Source organism: Paraburkholderia phenoliruptrix, assembly GCF_047325075.1.
Taxonomy (GTDB): domain Bacteria; phylum Pseudomonadota; class Gammaproteobacteria; order Burkholderiales; family Burkholderiaceae; genus Paraburkholderia; species Paraburkholderia phenoliruptrix.
The window spans coordinates 3,374,149-3,399,414 of the sequence record NZ_CP168531.1 but is presented as its reverse complement, the minus strand read 5'-3'; the positions used below and the strand labels follow the sequence as shown (position 1 = coordinate 3,399,414).

21 protein-coding genes and 1 pseudogene are annotated in these 25,266 nt (G+C 56.9%); 14 read left to right on the top strand and 8 right to left on the bottom strand.

The genetic code is table 11. The features are described from left to right. The first annotated feature begins 191 nt into the window (after positions 1 to 191). Genes ACEN8U_RS27060 through ACEN8U_RS27045 form a run of 4 tightly spaced genes read left to right on the top strand, consistent with a single transcriptional unit; the run spans position 192 to position 4,357 of the window. Entirely contained in the window at positions 192 to 1,115 is a 924-nt protein-coding gene (locus tag ACEN8U_RS27060; RefSeq protein ID WP_413658626.1) for a branched-chain amino acid ABC transporter permease, read from the top strand. Then, on the top strand, positions 1,112 to 2,896 hold the full coding sequence (locus tag ACEN8U_RS27055) for an ABC transporter permease subunit (protein ID WP_413657965.1): 1,785 nt from the start codon (positions 1,112 to 1,114) through the stop codon (positions 2,894 to 2,896). Before ACEN8U_RS27060 ends, ACEN8U_RS27055 begins: the two co-directional genes overlap by 4 nt. A 10-nt stretch (positions 2,897 to 2,906) precedes the next feature. Further along, entirely contained in the window at positions 2,907 to 3,617 is a 711-nt protein-coding gene (locus tag ACEN8U_RS27050; protein ID WP_413657963.1) for an ABC transporter ATP-binding protein, read from the top strand. Positions 3,618 to 3,667: 50 nt separating this feature from the next. Then, positions 3,668 to 4,357 (top strand): EthD domain-containing protein, encoded by a 690-nt coding sequence (locus tag ACEN8U_RS27045; protein WP_413657961.1) that lies wholly within the window; start codon positions 3,668 to 3,670, stop codon positions 4,355 to 4,357. A 60-nt stretch (positions 4,358 to 4,417) separates the two neighbouring features. Here the strand turns inward: ACEN8U_RS27045 and ACEN8U_RS27040 are convergent, their stop codons facing one another. Both ACEN8U_RS27040 and ACEN8U_RS27035 read right to left on the bottom strand, forming a co-directional pair. Further along, the gene (locus ACEN8U_RS27040; protein ID WP_413657959.1) at positions 4,418 to 5,527 is read right to left on the bottom strand and encodes an alkene reductase; all 1,110 of its coding nucleotides are present in this window, start codon (positions 5,525 to 5,527) and stop codon (positions 4,418 to 4,420) included. A 104-nt stretch (positions 5,528 to 5,631) separates the two neighbouring features. Continuing rightward, positions 5,632 to 6,624 (bottom strand): LLM class oxidoreductase, encoded by a 993-nt coding sequence (locus ACEN8U_RS27035; protein ID WP_413657957.1) that lies wholly within the window; start codon positions 6,622 to 6,624, stop codon positions 5,632 to 5,634. A gap of 16 nt (positions 6,625 to 6,640) precedes the next feature. On the opposite strand from ACEN8U_RS27035, the gene ACEN8U_RS27030 reads away from it, so the two are divergent. The 3 genes from ACEN8U_RS27030 to ACEN8U_RS27020 all read left to right on the top strand — a co-directional run bounded on the left by ACEN8U_RS27030 (position 6,641) and on the right by ACEN8U_RS27020 (position 10,360). Continuing rightward, entirely contained in the window at positions 6,641 to 7,636 is a 996-nt protein-coding gene (locus ACEN8U_RS27030; protein ID WP_413657955.1) for a LysR family transcriptional regulator, read from the top strand. A gap of 748 nt (positions 7,637 to 8,384) precedes the next feature. Further along, complete coding sequence (locus ACEN8U_RS27025; RefSeq protein ID WP_413657953.1) at positions 8,385 to 9,065, top strand: H-NS family nucleoid-associated regulatory protein; 681 nt, start codon at positions 8,385 to 8,387, stop codon at positions 9,063 to 9,065. A 788-nt stretch (positions 9,066 to 9,853) separates the two neighbouring features. Beyond that, positions 9,854 to 10,360, top strand: coding sequence for a phasin family protein (locus tag ACEN8U_RS27020; RefSeq protein WP_413657951.1), 507 nt, complete (start codon positions 9,854 to 9,856; stop codon positions 10,358 to 10,360). Positions 10,361 to 10,568: 208 nt separating this feature from the next. Here ACEN8U_RS27020 and ACEN8U_RS27015 read toward each other — a convergent pair. Next, positions 10,569 to 12,560 (bottom strand): annotated as a pseudogene (locus tag ACEN8U_RS27015) (acyl CoA:acetate/3-ketoacid CoA transferase). A 1,485-nt stretch (positions 12,561 to 14,045) separates the two neighbouring features. Between ACEN8U_RS27015 and ACEN8U_RS27010 the strand changes: the two are divergent. Continuing rightward, positions 14,046 to 14,501, top strand: a complete 456-nt coding sequence (locus ACEN8U_RS27010) for a hypothetical protein (RefSeq protein WP_413657949.1) — start codon at positions 14,046 to 14,048, stop codon at positions 14,499 to 14,501. Between the two features lie 58 nt (positions 14,502 to 14,559). Continuing rightward, positions 14,560 to 15,498, top strand: coding sequence for an HNH endonuclease (locus ACEN8U_RS27005; protein ID WP_413657947.1), 939 nt, complete (start codon positions 14,560 to 14,562; stop codon positions 15,496 to 15,498). A gap of 226 nt (positions 15,499 to 15,724) precedes the next feature. Here the strand turns inward: ACEN8U_RS27005 and ACEN8U_RS27000 are convergent, their stop codons facing one another. The 3 genes from ACEN8U_RS27000 to ACEN8U_RS26990 form a co-directional block, all read right to left on the bottom strand. Continuing rightward, the gene (locus tag ACEN8U_RS27000) at positions 15,725 to 16,147 is read right to left on the bottom strand and encodes an HU family DNA-binding protein (protein ID WP_413657945.1); all 423 of its coding nucleotides are present in this window, start codon (positions 16,145 to 16,147) and stop codon (positions 15,725 to 15,727) included. Positions 16,148 to 16,479: 332 nt separating this feature from the next. Further along, entirely contained in the window at positions 16,480 to 16,857 is a 378-nt protein-coding gene (locus ACEN8U_RS26995) for a RidA family protein (protein ID WP_413657943.1), read from the bottom strand. Between the two features lie 208 nt (positions 16,858 to 17,065). Further along, positions 17,066 to 17,977, bottom strand: coding sequence for a DMT family transporter (locus tag ACEN8U_RS26990; protein ID WP_413657941.1), 912 nt, complete (start codon positions 17,975 to 17,977; stop codon positions 17,066 to 17,068). 352 nt (positions 17,978 to 18,329) lie between these two features. Here ACEN8U_RS26990 and ACEN8U_RS26985 point away from each other — a divergent pair, with 352 nt between their 5' ends. The 5 genes from ACEN8U_RS26985 (at position 18,330) to ACEN8U_RS26965 (ending at position 22,199) form a co-directional block, all read left to right on the top strand. Then, complete coding sequence (locus ACEN8U_RS26985) at positions 18,330 to 19,055, top strand: haloacid dehalogenase type II (protein WP_413657939.1); 726 nt, start codon at positions 18,330 to 18,332, stop codon at positions 19,053 to 19,055. 114 nt (positions 19,056 to 19,169) lie between these two features. Next, on the top strand, positions 19,170 to 19,892 hold the full coding sequence (locus ACEN8U_RS26980; RefSeq protein ID WP_413657937.1) for a haloacid dehalogenase type II: 723 nt from the start codon (positions 19,170 to 19,172) through the stop codon (positions 19,890 to 19,892). A gap of 48 nt (positions 19,893 to 19,940) precedes the next feature. Then, entirely contained in the window at positions 19,941 to 20,432 is a 492-nt protein-coding gene (locus tag ACEN8U_RS26975) for an Lrp/AsnC family transcriptional regulator (protein WP_413657935.1), read from the top strand. 15 nt (positions 20,433 to 20,447) lie between these two features. Continuing rightward, a complete protein-coding gene (locus tag ACEN8U_RS26970; RefSeq protein ID WP_413657933.1) occupies positions 20,448 to 20,762 on the top strand; it encodes a hypothetical protein in 315 nt (104 codons plus the stop codon). Positions 20,763 to 21,062: 300 nt separating this feature from the next. After that, positions 21,063 to 22,199 carry a porin gene (locus ACEN8U_RS26965; RefSeq protein WP_413657931.1) on the top strand — a complete coding sequence of 379 codons (1,137 nt, stop codon included), beginning with the start codon at positions 21,063 to 21,065 and terminating at the stop codon, positions 22,197 to 22,199. Between the two features lie 63 nt (positions 22,200 to 22,262). Here ACEN8U_RS26965 and ACEN8U_RS26960 read toward each other — a convergent pair whose 3' ends face one another. Both ACEN8U_RS26960 and ACEN8U_RS26955 read right to left on the bottom strand, forming a co-directional pair. Beyond that, a complete protein-coding gene (locus ACEN8U_RS26960) occupies positions 22,263 to 23,735 on the bottom strand; it encodes an NAD-dependent succinate-semialdehyde dehydrogenase (protein ID WP_413657929.1) in 1,473 nt (490 codons plus the stop codon). 62 nt (positions 23,736 to 23,797) lie between these two features. Continuing rightward, a complete protein-coding gene (locus ACEN8U_RS26955) occupies positions 23,798 to 25,180 on the bottom strand; it encodes an aspartate aminotransferase family protein (RefSeq protein WP_413657927.1) in 1,383 nt (460 codons plus the stop codon). Positions 25,181 to 25,266 lie beyond the last annotated feature (86 nt).

Sequence of the window (25,266 nt, the reverse complement as noted above, 5' to 3'; positions counted from 1 at the left end):
TCAAACCGTACAGCAAGTTGAATCACGAGGCGCTCGTTGCAAAGGACCTCGTCTGGGTGCAATGGAAGGACGGAAAGCTGGTACCTCATTCTGATGCGGTGGTCTCTTCTTTGACTGCAGCGGATTTTAGGAACCAGAAACCGGCGGAGCCTACCGCGCTCAGCTTGGCTCCCGTTTCCACCAGCGGCGACATGACGGGCGCATTTCTGCAAGCACTTATCAGCGGCTTGGCCATCGGCGGTGCATATGCGCTAGTGGCGCTGGGGTTCAGCATCACGTTCACCACGACCAAGACGCTCAACTTCTCTCACGGTGAGTTTGTGTCGTCTGGCGCGTTCATCGGTATGAGCGCCATGCTACTCCTCTTGGGCAAGCCGATAACTGCCACGAGCTTCGGCGGTGCCGTTCCAGGGGCTACTGCGCAACTCTTGGCGCTGGTTGCTGCTTTGGTCGTGATGGGTGCACTTGGATGGCTGCTCTACGTCCTTGGTGTGCGACCGTTCGCAAGAAAGCCCGGAATGGCGTGGGTGATGAGCACCCTTGGGTTTGGCGTTGTCCTTGACAGTATCGGCCTTGCCATCTGGGGTCCGAAACCTGTCGTCGTTCCGTCTCCATTGGGCGATTCGGTCATCCAAATCCTCGGGGTGGGCGTGCGACCGCAGGAACTCTTGCTTCTCGCCGTAGCGGTTGTAGTCATGTTCGTGTTCGACGTGGTTATGCGCAAGACGATGGTCGGCAAGATGATGCGTGCAGTCGCTGCGAATGGAAGCGTTGCCAGTCTGATGGGCATCAATACGAACGCCGTGATGATTGGTGCGTTTGTGGTCAGCTCGGCTCTGGCCGGTCTCTCCGGATTCTTGATTGCTCCAATCGCTCAAGCCTCCTTGTTCATGGGCCTCACCATTGGACTCAAAGGCTTCTCGGGCGCAATGATTGGCGGCTTGAACAATCCGCGAGGTTGCGTCATTGGGGGGTTTGTGCTTGGCGTGCTTGAGTCCATGGTCAATCTCTGGCAGGCGCAATGGCGCGAGATTGCTGTCTTCGCTGTCGTCATCTTGGTCTTGGCGTTCAGGCCGACCGGTCTCTTTGGAAGCAAGCTGGTGGAGAAGGTATGAAACAGCTCTCTCATGTCATTTTAGTTTGCGCTATCTCGGCCGTTCTCATCGCCGGAGCGCTTATGGTCGGCAACGACTATTATTTGCACATCGCTTTCATGATGTGCGTCTACTACCTGTGCGGCGCGGGAATGAATGTGCTCGTGGGCTTTGCGGGTCAGAAGTCTCTTGGGCAAGCAGGGCTGTTTGGGGCGGGCGCATACGCTGCGGCGCTTCTTACGTCGCAAACGGCGATAAACCCGTGGCTCGCGATGGGGGCTGCTACGGTCATTGCAGGCATCTTTGGGGTTCTCATCGCGTTGCCGTCGCTTCGAGTGAAGGGGCCCTATCTGGCAATGGTCACTCTCGCTTTCGGAATCGTGGTCGAGCGTTTGGTGAGCGATTGGAATGAGGTATTTGGGGGAGCGCAAGGCATTTATGGCATTCGAAGCCCGCAGTGGGGCGGTCAACCGTTATCGCTGTCTCACTGGGTGTGCGTCGCCGTTGTCTTTTGCGCTCTTACGCATCTCTTGCTGCGCAATCTTCTGAGTGGACGATTTGGACGAGCATTTCTCTCGCTTCAGGCCGACGAGATAGCGTCTTCCTCCGTGGGTGTTCGGGTCTATCGAGCGAAAGTTATCGCATTTGTCATCGCTGCCATTACTTGTGGTTTGGCCGGCGCGATGGTTGCTCAACAGAACCAGTACATCAACTCTGACTTCGTTTCGTTTCAACTCTCGATTTTCATCCTCTTACTGGTGCTCTTCGGCGGAGCAGGTACGAAGCTCGGCCCGGTAGTCGGTGCGGTGACCCTTACGCTGCTGGACGCCTTGCTTGCACGCTGGCCCTCCGTCCAACACGTCCTATACGGCTTGTTGTTGCTGTTTGCGTTGTACGCAATGCCGAACGGAGTGGTAGGAACAATCTACAGTCGTCTGTTCCGTGCCAAAGGCGATGTTAAGAGTCAGAGGGTCGCTCGAGCAAGTGCGCAGGTGACGCCGTTCATGCGCAGCGGGCGTTCGGGAACAGGCGACCTTCTCACGGTCGAGAAGGTCTGCAAGGCGTACGGTGGGGTGAAGCCCGCTCAGGATGTCTCCTTCTCGCTAAAGCGCGGTCACATTCACGCACTCATCGGCCCCAACGGAGCGGGTAAGAGCACGATGATTAACATGGTCACGGGCATCGTTAAGCCAGACACCGGCTCCATTAAGTTCAATGGAAAGGACATTACAGCCAGCCCAGTACATGCAATCTGTTGGGCAGGCATGGGACGCACTTTTCAGAACTTGAGACTGTTTGCCGACCTTTCGGTCCTTGACAACGTGATGCTCGGGCGCCACAGCCGGATGAAGAACGGCATTCTCCAATCACTTGCGTCACTGCCCGGTGCACGCCGCGAGGAAGAAATCACTCGGCAACGCGCTTTGGAGTTGTTGGAGTTGGTCGAACTTGGCGAACTGGCAAGTCGACCGGCCGGAAGCCTCTCCTACGGGCTGCAGCGCCGTGTTGAACTTGCTCGCGCCCTCGCCACTGAGCCTCAGTTGCTTCTGCTCGACGAGCCGGCTGCGGGACTCAATCCGCAAGAGACCGCCGAGCTCGGCCAGTTGCTGCTGCGCATCGGAAAGTACGGAGTCACCATTTTAATGGTCGAACATCACATGGACCTAGTTATGTCGATTTCCGACCATGTCATTGTCCTCGACTACGGAGTGAAGATTGCGGAAGGCAAGCCTGCCGAAGTTCAGGCGAATCCGCGTGTTGTCGAAGCGTATCTCGGCGTCGACGAAGCTGCTGCAGCGTGAGGGGATTGACATGCTGAAATTAGATTCCGTGAAAGTATCCTACGGCGCCATCCACGCACTTAGGGGCGTCAGCCTTGAAGTGCGTGAAGGAGAAGTCGTCACCATCATCGGCGCCAACGGCGCAGGAAAGAGCAGCCTGCTGAAAAGCATCGCCGGACTTCAGTCAGTGTCGGCAGGGCGAGTGACTGTTGGCGGACGAGATTGCACGCAGCTCCCTCCCCACTTGAGACTAGGCCTGGGCATTGCTCTCTCGCCTGAGGGCCGAGGAGTCTTTCCGGACCAGACGGTCCGCGAGAACCTTCTTCTCGGCGCTTACTCGCGCAAGCAGTCAAAGGCCGAAACTGAAGCAGCAATTGAGCGCGAGTTTGAACGATTCCCGCGATTGCGCGAGCGCCAGAACCAGCTGTCTGGAACTCTTTCGGGAGGCGAGCAGCAGATGCTAGCAATCTCGCGCGCATTGATGAGTAAGCCGCGACTACTCCTTCTCGACGAGCCTTCGCTCGGTCTTGCGCCACTCGTTATACGAGACATCTTCGAAGCAATTCGCAGCCTCCGGAACGAGGGCATCACGATTTTGCTGGTTGAGCAGATGGCGAAACAGGCCCTTGGCGTGGCGGACCGCGCCTACGTGCTAGAGGTGGGTAGCATCACCCTTGAGGGGTCCGGGCGCGAATTGTTAAACGACCCGAAAGTGAAGGCGGCCTATCTGGGCACGCATTGATTCCTGTCACGAATGGGGCGCGCGGCGTCTCTCGATATCAAGGAGATTGAATGAGCAAGGTCAGGATGGGACTGCTGTACAAGAAGCCTGATTGGTCAACCGAAGACTTCCGAGCACATTGGCTCAATCGTCACGGACCGTTGGTCAGAAACGCTCCTGGCCTTAGCCAGTATTGGCAGAACCACGTTACGGACCGCACTCAGCGCGGGATTGATTTTGCGCGTGGGCCGTACGAGTTCGATGGATTTTCTCAACTGTGGGTTGCAGACCCCGAAGCTCCGTTCGGTCGCGACGACCTGCCAGCCAGAGTTTTAGCCGATGAGAACTACTTCATGGGCGGTCTTCACATCGTATCCGTTCACCAGACGACCGTCGTAGACGTTCCGGGCGATGACGTTCGCCGAAAGCTCAAAAAGCGGATGTCGCTCATTCGGCGGCGCCAAGGAATGTCGGAGCAGGATTTCCTGAAAGAATGGAAGGTTCACGCGGACTACGTAAAAACTATGCCGGCTGTATTGGGCTATCGACAAAATGCGATTGTCGAGCGCGAGGTAACGAAGGGCATCCCAAGCGGTTACGAAGACTTGCCAATCGATGGCATCGTCGAGTTCTGGTTCGAAAGCACGGACTCGTTGCAGAACGCCTTCGAGTCAGAGGCTGGGCTTAAGACCATGGAGCATGCAAACACGTTTTTGTCGGAAATCACGACCTTTCTTGTTGGAGAACACAGGATTGTCTGAACAGAGTGCGAGGGACCCGATTGGGCCCGGGCCTTTTTAATTACAGCGCTTACTGGTACATCATTCGGCCATCGATGACTCTTCGTAACGTGGGTAATCCGTGTAGCCGCGAGAATCGCCACCATACATGGTCGAACGGTCAACAGGCGCAAGAGGGGCGTTGTCGCGGAGTCGTTCCACAAGGTCGGGATTTGAGATGTATAGACGCCCGAACCCGATAAGGTCAACGATTCCGGATTCGAGGGCTTGCTCCGCCTCTGCCTTTTGGAACCCACCGGCGAGAATTAGCGTCCCTTGATATGCGACTCGAAATTTCTTTAAGAATCCGCGGTCGATTGCGGTTTGACCGAGTGTCAACTGGTCGCTAAGATGAACATAAGCCAGATTTCGAGCAGAGAGTTGTTGTGCGACTGTCAGCCAGGTGCCCTCTTCATCAGCGTACGGAGTCATGTCATGCAACCTTCCAAACGGGGAGATTCGGATGGCGGTCTTACTTGCGCCAATTGCCTCACTGACCGCGTCAACGGTTTCAAGGAGGAAACTCATTCGATTCTCGAGGGTCCCGCCGTATTCGTCACTACGACTGTTGAGACCGTCGTTTAGGAACTGCTCGAATAGATATCCATTTGCTCCGTGCAGCTCTATACCGTCGAAGCCGGCCGCCATGGCATTTTGCGCTGCTTGCACGAAGTCGCGGATAACTCTTCGAATCTCGTCCGTTGTGAGGGCCCGCGGAGGACTGACGGGGACCTTATTCGGGTTCCCGGTCGCATCATACCCAAACGCTGTGGCGCCAGCCGCGGCACGATTGACTGAGGAGACGGGGCTATTGCCGTTTTGCTGTAACGTCACGTGGGAAATTCGACCAACGTGCCAAAGCTGAATGAAGATGCGCCCGCCTTGCTGGTGGACAGCCTCGGTGACTCGTTTCCATCCCGCAATCTGCTCGGTCGTGTGGATTCCTGGAGTGAACAGATAACCGCGCCCTTCGACGGAAATCTGTGACCCCTCGGTAATGATGAGTCCAGCGCTTGCGCGCTGCTGATAGTAGAGAGCTGTCTGCTCGTCTGCAACCGAGTCTAGCGCGCGCGACCTTGTCATAGGCGCCATCACGACACGGTTGGGCAGTGGCAGGCCGGCTAAATCGTAGCCATCGAAAAGTTTGCTCATGGGTTTTATGCTAGTCAAAGTCGGGTGAGGTCGAGTCGTGCACGGAAGCACTATTTTTCGCGAATAAGCGTCTTTACGCGAACGTGACGGTCACGGATGACACGTCAGTGAGATGGGAAGTGAGCAAGAACTTCAGAAGCCAGTTCGTCCATAAGTTCGGCATACGGTCGCCGACTAATCTTTGGGTTGAGAGCGATGTGGTTGACACCCGCTTCCTGTGCGTCTTGCAAGAACTCCGCGAGGCTAGCGCTTCCAGAGCGCAAGCCACCTCGTGTTCGAATGAGTGGCTCATTCCGGTTTTCGACCAAGTCGAGAAAGCCCCCGACGCCGAGCGGTTTGAACCGCTCAGAGCCGCAGAATTCGGTTACCTCGGTATGCCACTGCCTGGCGTAAGCCGGCAATTGCTCGGGTACCGGTGAAGAACCGATGAAACCGTCCATGTTCTTCGCAATCCAGGCGAGGCTCTGTTGAGCACGGCCGACGGCGATAGCAGGTGTTCTGCCAAAGGGGGGCTTTGGAATTAAATCGTGGGCTCCCCATGAACTTCCGAACCGAGACGAAGCAAATCGCGGGAAGCTTTCCTCAAGAACGCTCTTGTACACAGTGAATGCATCGCGGAAGCGCTCGCCTCGGGTTTCAAAGTCGATTCCGAATAATGGGTATTCAGCGGGTCGGTCGCCAGACGACAGCCCAAGGACAACGCGGCCTCCGGACAACTGGTCAAGAGACGCTATTTGCTTTGCCAAAATGAGAGGCTCGCGCATCGGCAGAACAATTCCTGCGGTCCCCAACGCAATCTTGCTCGTGAAGGCGGCTAGGTATCCGATGTATGGCACGGGGTCGAAGACTTGGCCCACATCGCCGTAGTGTGGGTCGTAGAAAGGGACGTCGCGCATCCAGAGCGCCGCAAATCCCAGGTCGTCCGCCTTCTGCGCCATTGAGATATGGTCGCGCATGGTCGGAGTAGGGCTGTTTGGATGTGTCTCAAGCGGCAAAATCAAGCCGACGGTGAGCTTCTTCGGCGAGAAGACACGCGCGAAGCCTGGCTGTCCGGCCAGCGTAGCGTCGCTGACGATTTGTTCTGCGTGAGCCTGCATTGCGGATTCTCCTTGGATGGTTCATCTTAATTTCGAACCTGGAATGCATAAACTGCCTATAATTCCATTTACGTCATCCTGCAATTCCATAATCATGTTGAAGGATAGGTTTTACGGCTTCAATGAGTTCGTCCTGTCTGCGCAGGAAGGAAGCTTCACAGCGGCGGCTGCTCGACTAGGATTAACGAGCAGCGCCGTCGGGAAGGCAGTGACCCGACTCGAGGAACGCCTTGGAACAAAACTGGTTCACCGAACCACCCGTCGTCTAACACTGACGAACGAGGGAGAGGCTTATTTGGCCAGTTGCCTTCGGGTGCTTGGCGAACTGGACGAAACAGAAAGCTTTCTGACGACCGGTCACCAAGAGCCGGTAGGACGAGTGCGTATCGAGTTGCCAGCGACATTTGGCAGACGCCACGTGCTGCCATCGCTTCTGCAACTCTCGCAAAGACACCCCCGGCTGGACCTCTCTGTGAACTTCAGCGAACGCTTGGCGGACCTCGTTGCCGATGGCGTTGACATCGCAGTGCGAATCGGCCGACTGAAGGACGATGCCGACATTGCTGCTCGCAGGCTCGGGGAACAGCAACTTGTCATCTGTGCGGCTCCAAACTATCTCGACCGCAACGGAACGCCGAAGAATAGAGACGAGCTCGCGAGGCACGACTGCATTGTTGGACTGCAGCGAGGGCAGAGAGCAAGCTGGTTAGTAAAGAATGCTGCAGAAAACTTTGAATCGATGCAGGTAGCGGCCCGATACGAGTTAGCCGACGGCGAGGCAATGCTCAACGCTGCGTTGGCCGGTTGCGGCGTTGTTCAGCTACCAACATGGTTGGTTGGAGAGCACTTGCGACGCGGAGAATTGATTGAAATATTGAAGGAATGGGCCGGGGGAGAAATGCCTATCCACGCCATCTGGCCGCGCACGAAGTACGTGCAACCTCGCGTTCGCGTTGTTATCGACGAGTTCGTTCGGCTCGCCCACGAGGAAGGCTCCGGTTTCAAGCCTTGATGCCAAAAACTGCTTGCAACTTCCCGGCCGAGTGAGCGCAAATTTCAATGCGACGAATGCGAAGGTGGTCGGGTCGTGAGTAGAACCGCCTTCCTTGCAGAAGTCGTCTGTCGCCGACCTGACGTGGGCCTCGCACTCCCAGCGGTGTCGAGGAGCCGCGCCGCTTGGAACTCTGTTACGGTGTCTGCTGGCAGCCGTGACAGCTTGCGCCGCATATATCACCGCCAGGCTTACGCCGTTGCGATGGTCGAAGCATCTGTCGTTGGTATTGTCATAGCCGTGGCGTTGCGTGAAGTCCTTTTTCGAGCAAAAGCGTTTCTTGCAGGGACGGTTAACCGCGCAGCTTTCGACGTAGCTGCCTCGCCAGTCTCGGACGCATCCGACATACCGGGAGGAGCTTACCCAATCAGAAACTTGGTTCGGTCTCTTGCGGAAGCGAGCCAATCGAGACCAAGGCCGCGCCCGTCAACAGCTCCCGACTTTGGGTCTTGATATTTTGCAGGCAGCGCACCCTTTGATTCCACTTTGCTAACCAAAGCCTTTCCTCTGGAAGCGGTGACCTTGTTCGCCGGAGAGTCGTAGCGGCGCTTTCGATGAGAAATCTTGTGCGGTCTTTCGCATCTTCAATCCAAGCCGACGTCCGGCGGTCCGGCGGTCGAGCAATGCGTTCACACGATAGCTTTGCGTATAACTAGCCGACCTTGTCACCCGCATGGCATAGTTTGACATCTCAACTGCGGAGACGCGAATGGCGACTTTGGAATCCTTGCAAGCAAAAATCCAGAAACTTCAGGCGCAAGCTGAAGCGCTCGCTGTAAAGAAATCGAGTGCAGTCATCGAGAAGATTAAGAACTTGATGGCAGAACACGGTCTTACGACCGCCGACATTGATGCGCACATTGGCGGCAAAAAGCGTGGACCCGAGCCGCTCGCTAAGGCTGCCGCCAAGTCGTCCTCTTCCGCAGCAAAGTACCGCGACCCGACGACGGGCGCCACATGGTCGGGCCATGGCCGCGCGCCGGGGTGGATTGCCAGCGCTAAGGACCGCTCTAAATTTTTGGTTGAAGGTAACGCAGTGTCTTCTGCTCCTGCTGCCAAGAAGTCAGCGAAGGCCGGAAACTATGCCAGGGGCCCGCAGCCAGCGCTCTATCGTGACCCCAAGAGCGGCGCGACGTGGAGTGGGCGTGGTCGAGCTCCGGCGTGGATTGCTAACGCCAAGGACCAGGACCGCAGTCGATTTTTGATTGCAGGGCAAACCAAAGCCAAGGCAAAGCCGACGATAGTCGTTGCGAAAAAGGCCGGGCTGGCTAGGAAGATTACCACCAAGAAGTTGGTCTCCGCGAATAGCGCCGCGAGGAAGGTGATTGCCAGCAAGACGGCAGCGCCTAAGAAGTCATCCACTGCGACGGTGACCGAAGTCGTTGCGTAAGCGTTTTGGGTGCTTATTGCATTTGCGCGAAGTTGCGGCGGCCGAAAGTACGACTTTCATCGGCATCGGCTTGGAGCATCCGTGCAAAGACTGCGTAGGTAACCGCCTCTTCGCGTTTGCTGATAAACACCAATCGGTTGCTCAGGACAGGAGCTTCTCTCACTGGCGTAGATACTTCCATAGCTCGAGCCGACCAGAGACCGAACTTCGATACCACGCATATATCAGCTTCAGATGGTCACCCAGGCGTTCGAGCATTAGGTCATGGTCGGCCTGGCCCGAAATTGACACCTTGTTCCCAATCGTGGACTTCGTATCCCACTTGCTGCAGACGATTGCGCAGGTCCGACGTCGCGGCCCCGTTGACACCTAGCCCGGAGAACACCAGTACCGGATGACCGTCGCCCGGCGGCAATGGGGCAGCGAGGGGAGCCATACCGGCAATGTAATCGGCTGCCGCGCGAAGCGGTTCAAGAAAGTGTTGCTGACGGCGGCGTGAGTTCAACGCGTTTCATTGCATGTCGAAGAGCGCGAGTTCGTGCGACACGTCAGTATGCACCACGATTGCTGCGACGCCGCATGAATTAAAAGTGTCAAAGTGGGAGGCCATTTTTGCTGCAGAAGACGTCTTGCTGCGCTGTGCCGAGGCAGGAATGAAGGCGAGCCATGCAGGACGATGGAAAAATAAGAATTTGACTTCATTAAAACTGCGCCTTTGATGAAATTTAATTGCTGCGCTGCAGCATGTGAGCGGGGCGACATCCAGCCCCGCCCTTTTGGAGTCGAATATGACCAACTTCATCCCCGAACAAACGATTGCTGCATCCAAGGCAGGCGTCGACACAGCCTTCGGTCTGGCGAGCAAGGTTTTTGAAGGATTCGAAAAGCTCGTTGAACTCAATGCGCAGACGGTCAGGACGACGCTTGCCGAGGCGCAAGGATTCGCTGCCAAGTCCCTCGCTAGCAAGGCGCCGCAAGCAGCGTTTGCAGTTGAGGAAGACCAGCTACGCGTCGGTTTTCAGAAGACTCAGGCCTATTGGACACACGTGAAGGAAATTGTGTCGAGCATCCAGGCTGAATTCGCCGCGGTGGGCAAAGCAGTCATCAAGCAACCTTCATTTGACGCGAAGACGTGGTTCGACAACATATCGAAAAATGCATTGCCGGGCAGCGACGCGTTTCTGGCCGTCTGGAAGTCGGGTCTGGGCGCGGCGAACCAGTCTGCTAGCGCGGCGTATGCAACTGCCACCAAGTCGGCTACAAAGACTGTCAATACCGCAGCCAGCGAAGCGTAGTATTCGCTCGCGCCCGGAGACCTTAGCACTGGCGCGAGAAAGTCTGCGAGTGAGCGCGACAATGAAGCTCCATGTCGAGTAGCGGGGGAGGGAGTCCTGGTCTTCGGACCGGGACTGCCAAACCAAACGAGGAATAGCATCCTGCGTGTGCGAAGTCTTCGCGCATAAGCCCGGCGGTCCAGACACCCTAAGAAACGGCTGGCAGCAATTAACGCGACTTGTACCCCGGTACCTCTTCGGGAGTTTCGTAGATATAAGTTGCGACATTGCGACGTTGCAGCGCGTCACCTAGTTTCATCCGGAGAAAGCTGCTCGTGGTGTATCGGGTCACATCCGAGTAAAAGCGGGAGACGAGCCCGGTCACCATATCCGAATAGGCGTCGATGACCTCCGGAGTTATCGAAAAGTTGTCATAGTTCACGATAGCGTGAGGTCTTACCTCGAGTCCGGACAGTGCCAATTCAACCTCGGAGCGGATAGCTTCCACGTCTTCTTCAGTCGCGACCTTGTGCCCTTCGAAGTTGATGAAGAACATTTTTTTATCCGCGTCGTAGCTGAAGCGCTCACGAAGTCTCAATCGCAGAAGCACGCTTCGCAGGCCCATCGGCTTGCTTTCGAAAATACGGGCGTCCATGAGGCGCGGCGGCGACTTCATGATAGGCGCGAAGCCCATCTGTGAAATGATGTCCCTCTGCAAGTCGACTCCTGGCGCAATTTCCACAAGTTCAAGGCCGCCCGGACTCAGAGAAAAGACACAGCGTTCCGTAATGTACAGAACAGGCTGGTGGCGTTCATTCGCGTAGCGACCGCCGAACGTGCGATGTTCCACCTCGTCCACGAACTTCCGGCAGACGCTGTCCCGAAGAATTGTCAACCGACCGTTTTTGATACTCACATCGAGGTTGCCGGCGTTAAACGTGCCGAGAAAGACCACCTTCTTCGCGCTCTGAGAAATATTGATGAAGCCGCCTGCGCCTGCCAGCTTCGGGCCGAACTTGCTCACATTGAGATTGCCTTCACGGTCAACCTGAGCCAGTCCGAGGAACGCAATGTCCAGGCCGCCGCCGTCATAGAAGTCGAACTGGTAGGGCTGGTCAATGATGGCGTCAGTATTGGTCGCGGCGCCAAAATTCAGTCCACCCGCAGGTATCCCGCCGATGACGCCAGGCTCCGTCGTCATCGTGAAGAGGTCGCACACCTTCTCCTCGTTGGCGACGCTCGCTATGCCTTCCGGCATCCCAATTCCAAGATTCACCACGCTGTTAGCCATCAGCTCGAACGAGGCTCGTCGCGCTATGACTTTCCGCTCCGTCAACGACATCGGGGCAATCGAGCCAGCCGAAACGCGAAGCTCGCTTGCGAAGCCTGCACTGTACGGTTCGGCAAAGGTCTGCCAGTGAATTTCGGGCTTCGCGACCACAACACAATCGACCAGAATGCCGGGTATCTTGACCTGTCGAGGATTCAACGTGCCATACTCTGCAATTCGCTCTACCTGAACTATCACGATGCCACCGGAGTTACGTGCGGCCATAGCGATTGAAAGCGACTCGAGGGTGAGCGCTTCCTTCTCCATCGTTACGTTCCCGTTTGCGTCGGCCGTGGTGCCGCGCACGATAGCGACATCGATGGGGAATGTCTTGTACAGAAGACATTCGGCCCCGTTGACAGATGTGAGGCTCACCAAATCTTCAGTCGTTTTGTCATTGAGCTTGCCGCCGCCGTTTCGAGGGTCGACGAACGTTCCGAGTCCGACTGTCGACAGGTGGCCAGGACGATGCGCCGCGATGTCTCGAAACAGCTATGAAATTACGCCTTGCGGGAGGTTGTAGGCTTCGATGTGGCCTTCGACAGCCAGGCGTTGAAGCTTCGGCACAAGCCCCCAATGGCCACCGATTACTCGCCGAACAAGTCCTTCGTGAGCTAGGTGATTCAGACCTCTCCCGGCGCCATCGCCCTGACCACCTGCATAGACAAGTGTCAGGTCGCGAGGCACTTCGCCGTCGCTTTGGCCTGAGTCAAGAAACAGCTGCTCCAGCGCGACCGCAACCTCCTCTGCGAAGCCTATGCCAACAAATCCACCGGTTGCTATGGTGTTGCTGGGACGAATCAGCCTGACAGCTTCCTGCGCACTGACGATTTTGCCGCGCGCGACGTTGCTTGTCGCCGTGGGAAATGGATGTTGGAAGCCTGCAGTCATGATGTCTCCAAAATGCACCATGGAGCGCGCAGCTCCGGTGCTATTTATTAGTCAGGACTTGCTGAAACTTAACCACGCGCACTAACTATGACGAGGCATCGTTGCAGGGTCGAGCGACGGCTGCACACCCCGATTCTCCCAGCTATTATCGAGACTGGCATCTGCACGGCGGTGCTCAACTCAGCACAGCGTTCCGAGGAGCGAACTCGCTCACGCAGCTGACGCTCACTCTTCTTCGGCTCCTTAAGCAAGACTCTCCACGCTGCATGCTTTGTTTTTATGAATGCCCCTTGGTGAAGTTGAGCCCCGCCTTATCCTGAGCGGGGCCATCAGACACGTTCCAATGCATCGTTAGATGCCCCTCGGAGCGAGAGTCGCCCGTCAGCCGTTCGCCTCAGGGCGCTAACTTCGCCACCCCGTCCGGTGTCTCAAGACTATCCCACAGTACCGGTTAGCCCGCGACCGCTGTCGTTGATGTCCGACCGGTCACGCGGCTGCACAACGAATCGGGCAGCGTTATGTATACGGCGCAACGGGGATGATGATTTTGCAAAAAAGGCGTGCGCCCGCAAAACTCTCGGCTCGCAGGGGAGATTTGTTTGCAAAAAACGTCGGCAGACTAGGCGATAAGCTATGAGACGATGAAATTCGCAGCAATTTGCTGCCTCCCAGGGAAGCAGAACCTCGATTCTTGCTTCCTTGCAGTGCTGCAAGTGGGTTCCGGTGTCGTTCGAAAGTGCGTCCCAACCTTCGCGGCCCGCGTATCCAGCCTCACGAACCAATCATCACCGGCTTCCGCGAGGTGCCGCATTGCCGCGCCCACCGCCGGACGGAATTCCAGTCGTACTCGGCCAATTGCCACCTGAGGGGCCTCCTCCTGGCCGGCCGCCGCTCCCGCCCGACTTAGCCCTACTGGATGAGCCCTTCGATGCGCCGCCCGAGCTACCGCGAGCGCCCCTTTGACCGCCGCCTGTTCCTTTGCTCATCGCCACCTCCGTTGAACATGAAAGATTGCTACCAGCCGTTTTCGGTGAGTCGGATTGCGCAACGCAATCGAGACTGTCACACAACAATACTCCTAGAGAGTCGCTCGCGGAGTTCTCAAGAATTCAGGCAGCATACGCGGGCAAGACGCCGGGGAACATGTCGCCGTCATCGGATTTGTGAGGGTAGACAAGATACTTCTCAGTTTGCATATTTAACCTCTGCAATTGGCGTTCGAGCGTTGTGTCGACCCCAGCCATCTTCAACGCAGTATCAATCAATCGGAGCTCCCGGCCGAAATCGAGCGCTCATTCCTCGCCATCGCACCGCACGGTCACGCCGTCATCCATGAGATGAGATAACGAGCCTGAAGCAGGACGTCGACCGCGCCTGCAAGGATGGCCACCCGATGGTAATTACCGGGCTCTAAAATATTCAAGTCTGCTTGGGCTTGCGCCGTTAAAGCGTCCACTGACATACCACCCGGAGGACGCAGTGCACTTGCATAAAATGATTCTCGCTACCCTGACGCTCGTCGCCTTGTCCGGCTGCTCAACGACTCAGTCCGTGACCGGTGGACCGCAGTCGGGCAAATCCCCGATGACTACCGCCTGCTTCACTGCCCATGGCGGTAGGTCGGCGGACATGGACGCGGCGATTCAGCGGAATCTCGAAAACCACGGCGTGTCCGTGGCGCTGGCGCCGGCTTGCGACAAGGCAGACATGAACGTGTCGTACACAGACAGCTGGTTCTGGGACATCGTTATGTACCTGCGCTCGATGGACATTCGCTTCTACAAAGCACCTTCCGGCGGGTTGATTGCATCTGGTCATTGGAAAAACTCCGTGCTACATCAATTCCCGAATGCCGACGGTGTAGTGCAAGACCTGATGGACGAGATGTTCCGGAAGACCGGAGAGCCGACTGCCGTGCGTACTACCTCCGAGAGCCAGTAATACCCAGTGCGGCGGCAATCATATTTGACGCGCGGCGCCCTCACTTGCAGATAAAGATATGACAACTTTGGCAGACCTGAAACCGGTTACGAAGCAGCTTGTCCGCGACATCGCCGAGAAGGTCGGTGTCCCTATGACGACGCAGTACGATTGGTGCTTCAAAGGCGAAGGTGGTCCCTACCTGGTCAACATCTGGCACGACGGTATGGATGAGGACGGCGACGAAATTTCATTCATCGACAGAGCCTCGGATTGGGCGCAAGAAAATATCGCAACTGCCACCCCGGTGCAATTGAACCGTGCAGATGCGGTATCGGCGTTGATGGTGGAGGCCTACTATCGAAAGCAGCCGATTCATGTGGCTATTCTTGATGGAGTACGACGCAGGAAAGGGCTGCGGGAGACGAGCGAAGCACATCAGCGCGAGTTGGACCCCGTCCTCTGGTACCCACATCACCTGAATGAAGACCGACGGATTGTCGTTATCCGCGGCAAGCCGCAGCCCGTCGAGTTCGACCCTTATGCTGAAGACCTAGAGTATGAAGAGTTGCGCCGAGCTATGTTTGCCGCTTCATCTGCTGTTTCCGCAAAGAAGGCCGTTGCTCCAGCCACCGTCACTGCCATTTACGAGCGAGATTCGGCCGTGGTCCGCGCAGCGAAGCTGCGAGCTGCGGATGGGAATTGTGAGCTATGTGAAAAAAAGGGCTTCGTGACAGCAAGCGGCGCTTATTACCTGGAGGCGCACCATGTCATCCCGCTGAATTGCGGCGGTCCCGACGACGAACGGAATGTAGTCGCTATTTGCGCGGACGACCATCGGCAGGCACATTACGGAGAGGACCGACATAACCTTCGCGACATCATGATTTGGGATGTGCTTGCGAAAAAATATCCTAACGACGAGGAGTTCTTCGAAGGTCTCGACGAAAAATCTCATCAAATCGCGCAAAGCGAGACGGGCGAGAAGCGGTTAGAAGAAAACAGGATTGAAACATAGGTGTTCAGAAGATGGTGTTCGTCTGGTGTGGCCACGGGCCTGCCCGATGCAAAACTATCATGTAGCGTCTGAGAAGCATGTCGGAACGCACAGGCAGGATGCCTCGCATTCGGTTGGGCCGCACCGACGCGAGTTTCGGTAGAACCCGGCTCGAAGTTGTCTGCTGAAGTCGATGTCGAAAAAAAGCCCGCTCGAAAAGCGGGCTTTTTAACAAGCGACGCGGCGCTTATGCGGCGGCGTTCTTCAGCTTCTTCAGCGGGCGCACCTTCAGGCGCACGCTCGCCGGCTTGGCGTCAAACCAGCGCTCCTCACCCGTGAACGGGTCCTTGCCGAAGCGCTTTTTCTTGGCTGGCACTTGCTGCACGCCAATCTTGAGCAGGCCGGAGAGCGTGAACTCACCAGCACCCTTCTTGTGAACAGAGCCCAAAATAGTGTCTTCCAAAGCCGCCAGGATGGCCTTCGCTTGCTTCGGGTCGACGCCGGCTTGCGTGGCGACGTGAGTAGCGAGCGACGCCTTGGTAAACGTATCTTTCATCGGCTTGAGCGCAGTAGGCGCCGTGGCCGCTTTCTTCGCCGGGGCGGCAGCCTTCTTCACTGCCGTCTTGGTTGCAGCCTTTGTGGCTGCGGGTTTTGCCGTCTTCGTTGCCATGGACATCCTCATTTCTGGTTTCGAGAATGCTTAAGACGAGGCACCCCAGAGATAGAGCACTCGGCACATGCGCCGTCTTAAGCTGAAGGCAAGCGTAGCAATGGTTTGTAGCCAATGCAAGCAGAAAACCCCTTAAAACAAGGCTTATTCTGCAATTTACAACAGGGCATTGGCCAGATTCGTTATCTGAAGATGTTGTCTGAAGACGCTAAGGTGGACGGTTCCCAGATTCGCCACGGCTATCTGCCGATGCGTTCGGCGTGCCGCGATGGCGCAAAAGGAACCACCGCCGTCCTCATGAGCCGGCGGCCAGCAAAGTGGAAAGCAGAGAATCAATCGATGGAAATCAGAGCCTCAACTTCGACTCGAACACCCTTCGGAAGCGCGACAACCTGATAGCAGGCGCGAGCGGGGAACGGCTCGGCGAAGAACTGGCTGTAGACGTCATTCACTGCGGCGAACTCGCCGAGGTCCGTCAGCAGTACGGTGGTCTTGACGGTCTTGCGAAGAGAGGTACCAGCCGCTTCGACAATGGCGGTCATGTTCTTCAGGCACTGCTCGATTTGTTGGGCCGCGGTGGAGCCGACCACATCTCCAGTTTTCGGGTCGAGCGGAATCTGTCCGGAGACGAACAGGAAACCGTTGTTGGCGATGGCTTGCGAGTACGGCCCGATAGCCGCCGGCGCCTGTGCGGTTTGAATCTTTTTCATTTGGTTCAGAGGGAAGTTGGAGGTTGGTGGGAAGGAAGCGAGGAGCCATGCATCAGCAAACGCGCGATGAGTGGTTGGCGGCTGGGGAGTGAGCTGCCCTCGGCGATTCTACGGCTGGAGCGTTCTATCAAGGTAGCGAGCGAGAGTCGCAGGTCGGAAGGCGCCTGCCCTTCTATTCGAAAATCAAATATCGGTGGCGCGGTCGACACTATTGCTCGGACACGCTCTGAGGCGCTCGCGTGCTTGTCGTCTCGGCGTCCGGCCGGCGCCGAGAACGTGCCATAACGACAGAGACGGTGACCATCGCAACTCCGAGCCACAAGGCGGGCGGCAATGGCTTCGCGACATGTAGACCGAGGAAGATTGTTGAAAGAACAGGAGTCGCGTAGCTCAACGCCGTCGTTAGACCTGTGTTACCCGCTTTCATCGCTGAATCCCACAGATAGAACGCTGTACCCATAGGGCCGAGACCCATGTAGACAAGTACGAGCCAGTCTTGTGCTGGCAGCCTTGGCCAGTCACTCGTGAGAAAGTGCATCGCAAGGCATGCCAAACCGGCGGGTAGCGAGAAGGCGCCCACCGACAGGCTGGAAATTGATTTGAATCTCTTACCGAGAACCGAATACGCGGCCCAGGCAAGAGCCGAAAGCAACGCTAGAAGGTAAGCCGCGATTTCCTTGAGCACATGCGACCCCATCGAGGCTGCTGTGACGTGCGTCGACAGCGGCTCTTGCATCGACCAGCAAGCGGCGACGGCTCCTCCGAAGCCGAGCGGCGCGCTGGCATACAGGACCCGGGGCTTTTGTTCTGCAGGTGCCAGCCAGCCTGTCATGCACACAATGATGATTGGCCATAGGTAGTGCACGAGGCTTACACCAATTGGGTCGCCGAGTTGCAGCGCGTAAAAGTAGATGACGTGATAAGCGAACATCAAACCGCTGCCGGAAAGCAGGAGCGTCAGCGGCATTCTCCAGTGGCGAAACCACGGCAGACCAATGACTCCGCCGATTGTTAGAGCGATGCCGTTGACGAACAACGTGGGGGTGCCATGCAGGAGGTCCACGCTCGTCGCAAGGGTGCTCCACATCAAAACGGTCACGAGCACGCCGATGGTAGTCATCTTGGCTCCTTCAAAATGACTGAATCTGCGTTATCCATCGATAGCTGTCTTCCACTTCGAAGTAGGAAAACATCGAACTCATTTTGTAGTTGTGCGCCGACGAGCCCGAATGCCGGCAAGGTCCGCGCTGATGACGATATGAATCTTGCCGGGGTGCCCTTGGCCGTTCTGTGGGACCACTCCGTAAGGGAAAACGCGTAGGCTGGAGGCAAGAAGACGAAGGCAGCAGAAGTTGCTGCCGCGGCGGCTCAGGACGGTGAAAGCTGCTGCTCCGTCCCTCGATTAAAGTCCTGCTTGCTGCCGGTGCTCAATAAACTGTGTTCTTCAACTGGACACATGAGAGGAGTAATCCGTGAAACTGACCGACTTCAACACCCTTACGTTTGACTGTTACGGCACCTTGATTGACTGGGAGAGCGGAATCTTCCAGGGGCTGAAGACCTTGCTGGACCGGGCGAAGACGCCGCTGACGCGCGACCAGGTGCTGGAGGCGCATGCCCGTCACGAGTCGTCGCAACAGAAGTACACGCCGGCGAAGCGCTATCAGGAATTGCTGCCTATCGTGTACAAGCGTCTGGCCGAAGAATGGGGTCTGCCGTTCACGCACGAAGAATGCGTCGCCTATGGTCGCTCGGTCCAGAACTGGCCGGCGTTCCAGGACAGCGCCGAAGCACTGCAATACTTGAAGAAGCATTTCAAGCTCGTCATCCTGTCGAACATCGACAACGACAGCTTTACCTACAGCAACGCCAAGCTGAAGGTTGAGTTCGACGCCATCATCACAGCGGAAGACGTGGGTTCGTACAAGCCGTCGCCGCGCAACTTCGAATACATGCTCGAGAAGCTCGGTGACCGCGGTATCAAGAAGGAAAAGATTCTGCATACGGCAGAAAGTCTCTTCCATGACCACAAGCCTGCAAACGAATTCGGTCTGACGTCGTGCTGGATTTATCGCCGTCATTCGCAGCCGGGCTTCGGCGCGACGATGAACCCGGGCTCGCAGCCCAACATCGACTTCCGCTTCAACAGCATGGCAGAGCTCGCGAAAGCGCACCAGGAAGAACTGGCAAATAAGTAAGACAATGGAGTCTCGTCGGCCTTGGAACTGCGAGCCGCTTTTACGCGGTCGAGGCAGACGAGACCATTGAGGTGGCTAAGATTGATTGCAGGCGACTGACACACAGGGGGCGTTGTGGCTTTGACGGATTTCAAGGCACTCACATTTGACTGCTACGGAACTCTCATTGACTGGGAGTCGGGTATCACATCAGGTCTGTCGGCATTGGTGTCCCGAGTCGCCGAGCCTCTTACACGTGATGCGATTCTTGAAGCTCACGCCCGCCACGAGTCGTATCAGCAGAAAGCCACGCCGACCATGCCGTATGACCGCGTGCTTCAGGTGGTCTTCAAACGGCTGGCAGAGGAATGGGGGGTGTCGTATCGCTGGGAAGAAGCGGTCGCGTACGGTGCCTCAGTCGGAGACTGGCCGGCATTCCCAGACTCGCCAAGTACGCTGCAATATCTGAAGAAATACTTCAAGCTGGTGGTTGTCTCCAATGTAGACAACCGCAGCTTCAGGACCACAAATGAGAAGCTCGCTGTCGACTTTGACGCCATCGTGACGGCTGAGGATGTCGGTTCGTACAAGCCTTCGCGAAACAACTTCGAATATCTGTTCTCTACGCTCGCATCGATGGGCATTGGTAAGGACGATACACTGCACGTCGCGGATAGCGTCTACCACGACCATCAACCTGCGAGCGAGCTGCAACTTCGTTCGTGCTGGATTCAGCGACGCTATGAACAGCGCGGAGCTGGCGCGAACGTGAAATACTCGGTCGAGCCTGAAGTTGACTACAGGTTCACGAGCATGGCTCAACTGGTCAAGGCGCACCACGAGGACTTGGCCCGCTGAAAGTAACATGGTCTTCGATTGACACCCAGCAATTCGAACAAGCACGATATGCGACAAAAGCTTGACCGGACCGACATCAAGATTCTTGCCGAGCTGCAGAAGAGCGGCAATATGACCAACGCCAACCTGGCCAATGCGGTCGGGCTGTCGGCAAGCCCTTGTCTGCAACGCGTGAAGCGCCTCGAAGCCGCGGGAATCATCTCCGGTTACGGGGCTCATTTAAATCTGGTCAAGCTGACCAGTACGGTTACGGTATTCACCGAAATCATGTTGCGCGACCACCGACGTGAAGACTTCACGCGCTTCGAGTCGAATCTGCGGGACTTCGATGAGATTACGGAGTGCCATCTTGTCAGCGGCGGATACGACTACCTGCTGAAGTCCATCGTCAAGAACATCGGCCACTACCAGGAGGTCATCGAAAAGCTGGTGGACCGCAATATTGGAATCGAGAAATACTTCAGCTATATCGTGATTCGGTCTCCCTTCGTCAAGCAGACTGTACCGCTAGAAAAGCTGCTATCTGAAGACGACGACTAAGGGAGCATGTGCAAGATGACAACAGTTCGGTATGTCTGTGCGTCTAGCACTAGGTCAATTCATGGAAAGCTGAACGAGCATGCTGCATGGTTCGACTTCCATCAGGTTGCCCATCTCTTCGGCATCCGCTCTGAGCGAGCAGCCAAGGTTCTGTGGCAGGTTGCCGCCTCCGGCGAAATCAACGAAGAGAGGGACCTCAAGCGCAACGAGCGACGTGGCTGTCTGTTGAGCCACCGAGCAGTGGTCGCCGTCGGCTATCACATGAACTACGGTCGTGCAAACGCATTCCAGAAGTGGTGTGCGTCGGAGCTTGCAGCATTGCTGCACTGAATGATTCTGCTTCAGCTCGCTTTCCCTCTCCAATTCTTCGACACATCGGCAGAAACCACTCCCGCGCAGCGTCGTATCTAGGCGAAACCATAACCGATTGCGGAACTCAACTAGCCGCTGACCTCCAACGTACGAAAGGTTCGAACTCGGCGCATCCGTTTCCTATCTTTCGTCGATTGGTGACAAAAATAGTTGCGGGAATACTGACGTCCGGTAGCTCGGCAGTCAGAAAATCACATCGACCGTTCTTCAATCGGTCGCGCTGCCGGGCGGATATTTCATACCTTCCGGAGGGGACAATTGAAGAAGACAGTGCTGTGCGCTGCAATGCTTTTCGGCTCAACGACGTGCTTTGCTCAAAGCTCTGTGACTCTCTACGGAGTCGTCGACGACAGCTTCTCTTTTACGAGCAACCAGTCAGGCTCCCACAACTACCAGATGGTCAATGGCGGGCGCGGTAGCAGCAAATGGGGCTTCCGGACAGTCGAAGACCTCGGTGGTCAGCTAAGCGCGGTTGCCGTTCTCGAGAACGGATTTGACGTGAATACCGGGAAGTTCGGCAACGGCGGTCGTCTGTTCGGACGGCAAGCCTACGTCGCGCTGAATGGACCGTTTGGTAGTTTGCGACTGGGGCGGCAGTATGACCTCATCGCAGACGCTCTGATGCCGCTTGCTTCATCGCTCAAGTTCGGTGGCGTGCTCACGACGCGTGCCGGAGACGTAGATAATGTCTGGGGTGATTACTCAGTCAGTAACACCATCAAGTATTACACACCGGATTTTGCTGGCTTCAAGCTTGGCGCGCTTTTCAGCCTCGGTGGCGTCGCGGGCAACTTCTCGCAAGGCCGTGGTGAAGGATTAAGCCTGACTTATGCGGGCGGCCCTGTGACCGCTTCGGCCGCACTGCTGAGGTTGAACAACCCGGCGACATCGCTCTACGACGCAACAGCGAATCCTCAGGCTGGCGCCACTTTTGCGAATCCAATCACGAACCCGACCTTTAGCGGCTACGTCTCGGCGCACACATTGCAGATTGCAGGGGGCGGCCTGAACTACGCTGTGGGTAGTGCGACGATTGGCGTGCTGTACACCAACACGCGATTCGAAGACGTGGTTCCGACAAGTTCCACTCCGTTTTCGGGTACAGCGACCTTCAACAGCATAGAGGCCAACGCGACCTACAGAATTACGCCCGCGGTGATGGTCGGCGCTGCATACAACTACACGAAGGCGGAGAACGCGAAGTATAGCCAAGTCAACGTGGGAGCTGAGTACGACCTGTCAAAGAGGACGATGCTTTACGCAATCGCGGCATGGGAACACGCCATCGGAACAGATTCAACGGGCAAGGCCGCGGTCGCTGCCATGGCGTTCGTGACGCCGTCGAGCACAAGCAATCAGGCGGTCGTTCGCGTTGGTGTGCGGCAGGCGTTCTGAGGCAGCCAAAGAAAAAGGCCATCGTCCCTGCGGACGATGGCCCAATAAACAGCCGCCTACGACCTATTCAAGCCCGCCTTGGCAGATGTACTTGATGGACAGGTAATCATCCAGGCCATACTTTGAGCCTTCGCGTCCGTAGCCCGACTCCTTCACACCGCCGAACGGCGCTGCTTCACTTGCCACTGCGCCTTCATTGAGGCCGACAACTCCAGCTTCCAAAGCGCGAGAGACGCGGTCGGCACGGCGCATGTCCTGCGTATAGAAGTAGGCAGCGAGACCGAACGGCGTATCGTTGGCCAGGCGAATCGCTTCTTCCTCGGAGTCAAAGCTGTACAGCGGAGCAACCGGACCGAAAGTCTCTTCGCAAGTCACGAGCATCTCCGTGTTTGCATGCGCGAGAACGGTCGGGGCGTAGTAGTTCGGCCCCATTTCCACGAGACGCTTGCCGCCTGTGAGGACCTTGGCACCCTTCGACACGGCATCGGACACATGCAGGTCAATCTTGTCGATGGCCTTCGCGTTAATCATCGGTCCGATTTGAGCCTGCGGGTCGGTGGCAGGCGCGACCTTCAAAGCGCCCACGCGCGCCGCGAGAAGCTCTGCGAACTTGTCGAACACGCCGGCTTGGACGTAGATTCGGTTCGGGCACACGCACGTCTGACCGCCATTGCGAAACTTTGCCGCCATCAGGCCTACGACAGCAGCGTCGAGGTCAGCGTCGTCGAAGACGATGAACGGCGCATTGCCGCCAAGTTCGAGGGACAGCTTCTTGAGCGTGCCAGCCGACTCGCGAACCAGATACTTCCCGACTGCCGTCGAACCCGTGAAAGTAATTTTCCGAACTCGTTCGTCTGCGAGCCATTCGCCCACCGCTTCGATACCTTGGTCACGCGAGGCGCTGAGCATGTTGAGCACGCCGGCGGGCACGCCGGCTTCTTGTGCCAAAGCAGCCAGCGCAAGCGCCGTCAGCGGCGTGTCTTCTGCGGGCTTGCCGACAACCGTGCAGCCGGCTGCGAGGGCCGGCGCAATCTTTCGCGCAATCATCGCGAGAGGGAAGTTCCATGGCGTGATAGCCGCAACGATACCGATAGGCTCTTTGACGGCGCGCATCTGCTTGCCACGTTGCTGCTGCGGGATGATGTCGCCGTAGATGCGCGTTGCCTCGTCAGCGAACCAGGCAACATAGGAGGCGCCGTATGCAACTTCGCCCTTGGCCTCGGCCAGCGGTTTTCCCTGCTCCATCGACATGATTGCCGCGAGGTCGTCGGTGTTCGCAATAATGAGTGCGTGCCAGCGTTGGAGAACCTGGGCTCGCTCGCGCGGAAGACGCTCGCGCCAGCCTTTGGCCGCTTTTGCTGCCGCGTCCGTTGCGGCACGTGCGTCGCCCTTGCTGCTATTGGCGACTTCCACGATGACAAGGCCGGTGGCAGGGTTCGTCACAGGGTAACGTGCATTGTTGACCGCTTCCGTCCACTCGCCACCAATCAGATTTTGACGGCGCAGAAGCTCTTCGCGCTTCAGTTTCAGTTCCATGAGGGATACCTTCGCAATTTCTGTTCACCGCCACTGCTATGGCGGACTCGCACTTCGTTGGGTTAGTCTTTCAGCGCGCGACGCACGTCTGCGATTTCCAGAACGTCGTCGAGCGTCTTGCGAACACGCTCCACCATGATGTCCACTTCCTTCGCGGAGAAGCAGAGTGCAGGCGCGAAGCCGAGGATGTTGTCGCCGAAAGCACGGAAGATAATCTTGTTTCGCCCCGCAGCTTCAAAGATTCGGTCTGCGAGTTGTAGCGAAGGGTCGAAACGAGCTCGCGTTGCTTTGCTCGACACGAGTTCGACCGCACCCAGCAGACCTAGGTGCCGAGAATCACCGACAAGCGGGTGGTCCAGCAGACTATCGAGGCCAGCAGCAAAGCGCGGTGCCTGTTCTTGTCCGTTCGCCAGCAGACCACCTTCGGTGTAGAGCCGAAGGACTTCGAGGCCGATGGCTGCGCTCACCGGATGGGCCGAGTACGTCTGACCATGACCGACAGGTTCACCCGGCTTGCTTCCGTCTGCGATACCTTGATAGATGGCATCGGACATCAGAACAGCACCCATCGGGGCGTAGCCCGCCGTGAGGCCCTTTGCAATAGTCATGAGGTCCGGTTCGACATCTTCATGCTCACACGCGAACATCGGACCGGTACGGCCGAATGCCGTGATGACCTCATCTGCGACGAAGAGAATGTCCAGTCGGCGGCACGCATCGCGCATGGCTTTGAGCCAGCCCTTGGGCGGAACGATTACACCGCCGGAGCCTTGGACGGGCTCGCAGAAGAATGCCGCGACGTTTTCTGCTCCGAGTTTTGCAACCTTGTCTTCAAGCGCTTTGACCGAAGCCGCGATAATCGCTTGTACGTCATCCGGTGTGCTGCTGCGGTACGGATACGGAGACGGTATATGGTGTTGCGTGGGCAGCGGAACGTTGAAGTTCCGATGGAAGCTGCCGATTGCAGTCAAACCCGAACCGACTGACGATGAGCCGTGGTATCCACGCTCCAGCGCGATGAAGTGCTTTTTGCTCGAACGGCCGATTGCGTTGTAGTAATGCGTGATGAAGCGCAAGGCAGAATCCACCGCATCCGACCCTCCGAGTGAGAAGTAGACGTGCTGGAGGCTGCGTGGAGAGATGTCGACAAGACGTTGCGCGAGTTCGATTGCCGGCTCGGAACCGAAATGGAAGTAGCCAGTGGCATACGGCAACTTGGTCATCTGCTCAGACGCGACCTTCACGATGCTGTCGTGACCATATCCCGTGTTGACACACCAAAGACCTGCGAACGCGTCCAGCAGCTCGTTTCCGTTTGCGTCGTACAGCCATGCGCCCTTACCGCGTTCCAGGACGGTGACGCCTCGCGCTTCGTGCGCGCGGTAGTTTGCCACCGGATGGATGAGGTGCTTGCGGTCCGAGTCAATAAGCGTTGCTAGTGACATTTCAAAAATCCTTGACAGGTTGTTGCTTAACCTAAGACTACTCGCTTGTCGCAGCATTTGGTTTCGGCGGATGGTCCACTTTACGA

Coding starts and splice junctions, on each gene's coding strand:
- ACEN8U_RS27060 (WP_413658626.1), top strand. CDS start 192: ATGACGGGCGCATTTCTGCAAGCACTTATCAGCGGCTTGGCCATCGGC.
- ACEN8U_RS27055 (WP_413657965.1), top strand. CDS start 1,112: ATGAAACAGCTCTCTCATGTCATTTTAGTTTGCGCTATCTCGGCCGTT.
- ACEN8U_RS27050 (WP_413657963.1), top strand. CDS start 2,907: ATGCTGAAATTAGATTCCGTGAAAGTATCCTACGGCGCCATCCACGCA.
- ACEN8U_RS27045 (WP_413657961.1), top strand. CDS start 3,668: ATGAGCAAGGTCAGGATGGGACTGCTGTACAAGAAGCCTGATTGGTCA.
- ACEN8U_RS27040 (WP_413657959.1), bottom strand. CDS start 5,527: ATGAGCAAACTTTTCGATGGCTACGATTTAGCCGGCCTGCCACTGCCC.
- ACEN8U_RS27035 (WP_413657957.1), bottom strand. CDS start 6,624: ATGCAGGCTCACGCAGAACAAATCGTCAGCGACGCTACGCTGGCCGGA.
- ACEN8U_RS27030 (WP_413657955.1), top strand. CDS start 6,641: ATGGTTCATCTTAATTTCGAACCTGGAATGCATAAACTGCCTATAATT.
- ACEN8U_RS27025 (WP_413657953.1), top strand. CDS start 8,385: ATGGCGACTTTGGAATCCTTGCAAGCAAAAATCCAGAAACTTCAGGCG.
- ACEN8U_RS27020 (WP_413657951.1), top strand. CDS start 9,854: ATGACCAACTTCATCCCCGAACAAACGATTGCTGCATCCAAGGCAGGC.
- ACEN8U_RS27005 (WP_413657947.1), top strand. CDS start 14,560: ATGACAACTTTGGCAGACCTGAAACCGGTTACGAAGCAGCTTGTCCGC.
- ACEN8U_RS27000 (WP_413657945.1), bottom strand. CDS start 16,147: ATGGCAACGAAGACGGCAAAACCCGCAGCCACAAAGGCTGCAACCAAG.
- ACEN8U_RS26995 (WP_413657943.1), bottom strand. CDS start 16,857: ATGAAAAAGATTCAAACCGCACAGGCGCCGGCGGCTATCGGGCCGTAC.
- ACEN8U_RS26990 (WP_413657941.1), bottom strand. CDS start 17,977: ATGACTACCATCGGCGTGCTCGTGACCGTTTTGATGTGGAGCACCCTT.
- ACEN8U_RS26975 (WP_413657935.1), top strand. CDS start 19,941: ATGCGACAAAAGCTTGACCGGACCGACATCAAGATTCTTGCCGAGCTG.
- ACEN8U_RS26970 (WP_413657933.1), top strand. CDS start 20,448: ATGACAACAGTTCGGTATGTCTGTGCGTCTAGCACTAGGTCAATTCAT.
- ACEN8U_RS26960 (WP_413657929.1), bottom strand. CDS start 23,735: ATGGAACTGAAACTGAAGCGCGAAGAGCTTCTGCGCCGTCAAAATCTG.
- ACEN8U_RS26955 (WP_413657927.1), bottom strand. CDS start 25,180: ATGTCACTAGCAACGCTTATTGACTCGGACCGCAAGCACCTCATCCAT.